Here is a 6,907-nt window from a genome sequence, read left to right as displayed (position 1 = left end):
CTATGTACTTCTAGAATTACCACGGCTTCACGTGCAGGACATGATCCTACCGCAATACTGGTATATCTAAAGGTATATTCACCAGGAGTAACTTGGGTGGCATCAAAAGTGTTATCAGTTAATGCGCCAGTAGGAGCATCTTCAGACCAAATACCGTTAATATCTTGTACTTGTCCATCTTGATTACTTCCTAAGAAGCTATACAAGTTTACATCATTTTCATTGTTACATGCATTTGCACCACCATCAATATTATCCTGCCCAGGATAACCACCTAATTCTATGGTAACAATCGCTGATTCTCCACAAAGTGCATTATCATATTGAAATTGGTGCGAACCGGCAACATATATTTGCCATAAATCTAATTCTCCAGTAGCTTCATCTAAAGCTGTGGAATTTGATCCGGCTAACGCTGTCCATGTTCCTCCTGCAAGAGGTGTTCCTCCTAGGGCTGCAAAAAGGTCGTATGTTCTATTACCGGTATCTTGTTCTTTATTACATACCGTAACAGTATTATCTGATCCAGCACATTGAGCATTTACTTGTGTAAAACTCAAGAGCAATATAAATACCGAAAGAACAAAATATGATTTGTTGAAATTCTGGTAGGTCATTGTTTTTTAATTTAAAGCAACTATTATAGCTTACGAACGAACAAATGTATACGCCTTGTATTCGATTATATAAAGAATGTTGTGAAACGCTTTAAAAGAGAGGTGAATCCTACGAAAGTTGTTAAAAACCTCAAAAAAAGTGCATTATGTCGATATAAACGCACGTTTTATCGGATTTTTCTTACAATTAACATTTTTGAATTAAAGTCCAGTTTTTTTTCAATGTTTATCTTTACGAACTAAATTTTAAAAATGAAAATTCATTTTATTGCTATTGGAGGCAGTGCAATGCACAATTTAGCCTTAGCACTAGAACATAAGGGTTATATAATAACTGGTAGTGACGATGTTATTTTTGAACCTTCTAAAAGTAGATTAGCAGATAAAGGATTGTTGCCAGATGAGTTTGGTTGGTTTTCGGAAAATATACATGCCGAATTAGACGCAGTAATATTGGGGATGCACGCCAAACCTGATAATCCCGAATTATTGAAAGCACAAGAATTGGGGATAACTATCTATTCGTATCCTGAATTTCTATATGAACAATCGAAGAATAAAACACGAGTGGTTATTGGTGGTAGTCATGGAAAGACGACCATTACATCAATGATATTACATGTTTTAAATTATCACAATCGCGAGGTTGATTTTATGGTTGGCGCGCAATTAGATGGTTTTGAACGAATGGTTCATTTAACTGAGGAAAACGATTTTATTGTTTTAGAAGGTGATGAGTATTTATCATCTCCTATTGATAGGAGGCCAAAATTTCATTTATATAAACCTAACATAGCCTTATTAAGTGGTATCGCTTGGGATCACATTAATGTATTTCCCACATTCGACAATTATGTGGAACAGTTTTCAATATTTGCGGATAGTATTGTTAAAGGAGGGAGTATTACTTATAATAATGAAGATCCTGAAGTAAAGAAGGTTGTTGAAGCGTCTGAAAATGCGATACGTAAATTACCCTATGAAACTCCTAATTACACGGTTGAAAATGGTCAAACACTTTTAGAGACACCCGAGGGTCCTATGCCAATTGAAGTTTTTGGTAAGCATAATTTAAGTAATCTTGCGGGTGCCAAATGGATTTGTCAGAACATGGGGGTAGATGAAAATGATTTCTATGAGGCAATAGCGACATTTACCGGAGCGTCTAAGAGGCTTGAAAAGATTGCTGAAAATTCGAATTGCGTAGTTTATAAGGATTTTGCACATTCGCCAAGTAAAGTGGCAGCGACAACTAAGGCTGTTAAAGAACAATATCCAAATAGAAAAGTAATCGCATGTTTAGAATTACACACCTATAGTAGTTTTAATCCTGAGTTTTTAAAAGATTACAAAGGAGCGCTTAATCCGGCTGATGTTGCATCGGTATTCTATTTGCCCGAATCAGTAAAGATTAAAAAGTTAAAAGAAGTTACACCGGATCAAATATCGGAAGCTTTCCAAAGATTAGATCTTAATATTTTTACAGAATCTGCTGAATTTAAAGATTTTGTTTTTCAGCAAGATTATACTAATTCAGTTTTACTTTTAATGAGTTCAGGAAATTATGGAGGTCTTGATTTGCAAGAAATTAAAAGTTTGATTGAAAGTTAAGAACCATTTTTAAATCCTTAGAATTTAGAAAAATAGAGGAATAAATAATTGCAATACAATTTATTTGATTATTTACTATTTTTAAGAATGCAAGAAAAATCAACATCATTCTCAATAAAAAACTGGTCTGATGATGATAAACCTAGGGAGAAGTTAGTACAAAAAGGACGTGCTGTACTTTCAGATGCTGAACTAATCGCAATTTTAATAGGTTCAGGAAGTAGAAACGAAAGCGCAGTAGAACTTTCGAAACGCATATTGGCATCGGTAAATAATAATTTAAACGAACTGGGTAAATTATCTCCGAAACAATTAATGGAATTTAAAGGAATTGGAGAAGCTAAAGCGGTTACCATTACTGCGGCATTGGAAATGGGTAGACGCAGAAGAGGAGAAGCGGCTGTAGAAATTTCAAAAATAACAAGTAGTAAAGATGCGTTTGAAATTCTAAGACCAATAATAGGAGAATTAGAGCACGAAGAATTTTGGATTCTTTACTTGAACAATGCAAATAAAGTTTTACATCAATCACAATTAAGTAAAGGTGGTTTAACCGGCACGTTGGTGGATGTTAGAATTGTATTGAAAAAAGCTCTGGAATTGGGCGCTGTAGCCTTAATATTGTCTCATAATCATCCCTCAGGAACCTTAAAACCAAGTCAAGCAGATAAGTCTGTAACACAGAAATTACAAGCCGCCGCAAAGGCATTGGATATAAAAGTGCTTGATCATATCATAGTAACCCAGAAAAACTACTATAGCTTTGCAGATGATGGACTCTTATAAAAAGGATTCATATCTATATTACAAATGCCCTTAAAATAAATACCTTCGCGATTATTAAAATAAGAACTAATTAATACTTTATCACCAGCCTTAAAAAATGCTTTTAGTATATACTCATAAAATAACGCCGCGCTTTACTTATATAATGAAGCATATATTTAGTCGTATGATTGGTGTTGAGGTCTCTTTTACAGTAAAAGTGGAAGATTTTATTAAGCATTCGGGTCCCAAAATAACTTATACCAAACAACCTTTGCAGAATGAATTTTTTGTGCGAAGTAATGATTTATTATTTCAGCAGGGCATAAATGATATTGAAGTTAATATTGTAGATTGGGATGGAGTTCCATGTTTTTTTAGAGCAGGAGAACGAAGCGAGTTGGCCTTTGATATATTTTCAGCAAGTTTTTATTTATTAAGCCGGTACGAGGAATATTTGCCACATGTAAAAGACGTTCACGGCCGATTTTCACCAAAAGAAAGTATCGCTTATAAAAACGGATTTCTGAGTTTGCCGATTGTAGATATCTGGGTAGAGCGATTGTTAAAAAGTTTAAAGGAGCGATTTCCAGAATTGGAACATAAAACGAAAACGTTCTCTTATACTTCTGTTGTTGATGTAACAACTTCACATAGTTACGCATATCGAGGTTTCGTACGTGGAATAGCTGGTTTTTTAATGGACTTAGGAACGTTTAAATTTAAACGAATTATTAAAAGGTTCGGTGTAATATTTGGGCAAAATGATCCGTATAATAACTTTCAAGAACTTGTAGAAATGCATAAGAAGAATCATACAAAAAGTATGTTTTTCTTTCAATTTGCGGACTATTCTACTTTTGATAAAAATGTGTCACCTACCAATAATAAATTTCGATTTTTAATTAAATCGATGGCCGATTACAGTACGGTTTCATTAGCTGCATCTTATAGCTCATTTGAAAATACAGAATTATTAAAACGAGAAAAAACACGACTGGAATCTGTAATTAATAGGCCCGTAAGTTCTTCAAGAATGCGATATAATCGCGTAGATATTCCGATAACATATAGAAATTTAGTGGAGGCTGAATTTAGTGACGATTACACCATGGGTTATACACATGAAGTTGGTTTTAGAGCTGGAACATGTACACCTTTTTTCTTTTACGATATAAATTTAGAAATACAGCAACCTATACGAGTCCATTCTTTTGCCATACACGATTATGCTTTGGTGAATTTAAAGCATGCTGATGAAATGATGAGTGTTATTGCCGAGTTAGCAAACGAAGTGAAAAAGGTAAATGGTAATTTTATAACCATATTTTCAAACGAATTATTAGGTGGCGAGCATAAAGTAAATTGGCTTGAATTTTATGAATCAGTTATAGAATCGCAGCATGTTTAAAGATTTTGTAACAGATGTGTTTTTTGATTTGGATCATACCCTTTGGGATTTTGAGAAAAACTCAGCCCTAACTTTTGAAAAAATTCTCAGCGAAAATGGTTTAAATGTTGATTTAGATGATTTTTTGGAGATTTATATTCCTCAAAACTTTGCATTTTGGAAATTATATAGAGAAAATAGAATAAGTAAACCAGATTTAAGGTATCAGAGGCTTAAAACTGTTTTCGATAAATTAGGTGTAATTGTATCTGATAGTGATATTAATATTTTGTCAGAGGCTTATATTGAACATTTATCAAGTTTTGATCATCTCTTTCCAGGTACAATAGATATTTTGAAGTATTTACAACCCAATTATCGCTTGCACATTATTACCAATGGCTTTCAAGAAGTTCAACTTAAAAAATTACATAATGCTGACATACATGGTTATTTTACTGAAATAATTGACTCTGAAATGGCAGGCGTAAAAAAACCAAATCCAATAATATTTGATTTAGCTTTAAAAAAAGCGAAGGTGTCGTCCAATTGCTCTTTGATGATAGGTGATAGTTTTGAGGCAGATATTATGGGAGCCCATACTGCTGGTTTTCACACTTTACATTTTAATTCACACAAGCAACCAACTCATAAAATATGCCCCATGATCGACCATTTGCATGAAATAAAATCCTTTTTATAGAGTTATACTAGTTGTAACTGAAAATCGCAGCGATTTTAGAAGGATGCACTTTAGATGGGGAAAAAGATTGGCTATTTATTACAGGTCTTATTAGCAATGGTAACGCTTCAATCATGTGTTGAAGATTTAGATTTTGATCAATTCGACGATTTACAAATAGAACCTGTAATTGAAGGTAGTATTTTATATGTTGAAGCACCAGAAGATATTATTAATAGGGCAATTGCTTCAAATTTCTATTCACAAGACTTTAATTTTGATGGTTTCTCAGATGCTTTTTTTGCAGACCGTGTAATAGATGGGGTAGTTACCTATTTGGTCGAAAATACGACAAGTAAAGATTTGAATATTTCTGTTGACTTTGTAGATGAGGCAGGTAATGTATTGGATGTAGAGTTTTTTAATGTTCCTGCAGCCCCACCAATGCAGCAGATATTACGTGAAATACCATACGGTGGTACAGGTAATAGTTTAGATATTTTAATAAATACTTCTGCCATTCGTGTCACCGCAGAGAATAATGGTGATACATCCAGTACTTCAGATATTTCAGACGCTAAAGTAACCATTAAATCTAGCGGTAAATTTAGACTCTCGGTTAAATGAGAAATACAAAATTATTGATATTTGCTATGTTTTTGGTAGGCGTTTTTGCGCAAGGCCAGAATAGGCAATTGCTTTACGATTTTAACGAAATACCACAATCATTAATGGTAAACCCAGGTGTTGAAGTCGATTTTAAATGGTATGCGGGTATACCTGCAACAAATATTTCTTTTCAAGCAGGTTTAAGTGGTGTAGCTGTTAACGATATTTTTGCTGATGATGGTCTAGATTTTACAGATAAATTTGCCAATGAAGTTATTTATGGGATGACCACAGGTGATGAGTTAAGTGGAACATTTCAGCTCGAATTAATAAATGTAGGTTTTCGTGGAAAAAATGAAGATAATTTTTATTCATTAGGTGTTTATACCGAAGGTGATGCTATTGGATATTGGTTTAGTGACTTAGCAATATTAGGTTTTGAAGGTAATGCAGATAATTTAAATCAACGTTTTAATTTGAGCGATTTTAAAACTAGGGGAGAATTACTAAATGTTTACCATATTGGTTTAAATAAGCGTATTAATAATAAACTAACAATAGGGGTTAGAGCAAAAGTTTATTCAAGTATTTTTGATTTTAATTCTACACATAATAAAGGCTATTTTGTTACCACAGAAGGTGTAAATAATTTTTATGCTAATACTTTAGATGCAGATGCGGAATTCCGCATGTCAGGTCTACCTTCGCTCAGAGATGCTGAAAAGGATGGTACTATAGCTAGTACGCTTACAAAGCGAGCATTTTTTGGAGGTAATTTAGGTGTTGGAGTAGACCTAGGTTTTACGTATAAACTTAACGAGCAAACCGTTTTCACTGCCAGTCTTTTAGATCTTGGTTTTGTAAATCATTCTAATGATGTTAAAAATTACACACTAAAAGGAAAAGCAACTATAGAAGGTGTAGAAGTAATTTTGCCTGATGCCCTAGCTGACCCAGATCAAGATTTCTGGAACGATTTAATAGATGAGGTAGAAGAATTAATTCCTTTTGAGGAAAATAATGATAGCTACATTATGTTCAGACCTACTAAATTAAATGCCTCATTACGGTATAATTGGGGAGAACAAACATTAACTGGTGCCAATTGTGATTGTGGACCATACGCTTCTGGGAGTGATAGAGGTACAAGATATGCGAATAGTATAGGAGGACATTTATATGCTATAAATAGACCTAGAGGGCCGCAAACAGCACTTTCTGTTTTTTATCAAA

Annotated in this window: 6 protein-coding genes and 1 pseudogene; 6 read left to right on the top strand and 1 reads right to left on the bottom strand. The window is 33.7% G+C overall.

The window, feature by feature from the left end; translation table 11 throughout:
- Nucleotides 1-617: pseudogene (locus ABJF52_RS12760) on the bottom strand (hypothetical protein); the annotation flags it as partial.
- Between the two features lie 252 nt (nucleotides 618-869).
- On the opposite strand from ABJF52_RS12760, the gene ABJF52_RS12755 reads away from it, so the two are divergent.
- The 6 genes from ABJF52_RS12755 to ABJF52_RS12730 form a co-directional block, all read left to right on the top strand.
- Nucleotides 870-2,228 carry a Mur ligase family protein gene (locus ABJF52_RS12755; protein ID WP_348150793.1) on the top strand — a complete coding sequence of 453 codons (1,359 nt, stop codon included), beginning with the start codon at nucleotides 870-872 and terminating at the stop codon, nucleotides 2,226-2,228.
- 87 nt (nucleotides 2,229-2,315) lie between these two features.
- Nucleotides 2,316-3,014, top strand: a complete 699-nt coding sequence (gene radC / locus ABJF52_RS12750) for a DNA repair protein RadC (RefSeq protein ID WP_348150790.1) — start codon at nucleotides 2,316-2,318, stop codon at nucleotides 3,012-3,014.
- A 145-nt stretch (nucleotides 3,015-3,159) separates the two neighbouring features.
- Nucleotides 3,160-4,404: a polysaccharide deacetylase family protein gene (locus ABJF52_RS12745; RefSeq protein ID WP_348150787.1), complete on the top strand. Its 1,245-nt coding sequence runs from the start codon at nucleotides 3,160-3,162 to the stop codon at nucleotides 4,402-4,404.
- Entirely contained in the window at nucleotides 4,397-5,086 is a 690-nt protein-coding gene (locus ABJF52_RS12740) for a YjjG family noncanonical pyrimidine nucleotidase (RefSeq protein ID WP_348150784.1), read from the top strand. Before ABJF52_RS12745 ends, ABJF52_RS12740 begins: the two co-directional genes overlap by 8 nt.
- A 54-nt stretch (nucleotides 5,087-5,140) precedes the next feature.
- Nucleotides 5,141-5,692, top strand: coding sequence for a hypothetical protein (locus ABJF52_RS12735; RefSeq protein ID WP_348150781.1), 552 nt, complete (start codon nucleotides 5,141-5,143; stop codon nucleotides 5,690-5,692).
- A partial coding sequence (locus tag ABJF52_RS12730) for a DUF5723 family protein (RefSeq protein WP_348150778.1) occupies nucleotides 5,689-6,907 on the top strand: 1,219 nt, incomplete at its 3' end. The genes ABJF52_RS12735 and ABJF52_RS12730, both read left to right, overlap by 4 nt.

The sequence above is a fragment of the Aurantibacter sp. genome, from assembly GCF_039941195.1.
Taxonomy (GTDB): Bacteria; Bacteroidota; Bacteroidia; order Flavobacteriales; family Flavobacteriaceae; genus Aurantibacter_A.
The sequence above is the reverse complement of the archived record's forward strand: the minus strand, read 5'-3'. Positions and strand labels throughout refer to the sequence as shown.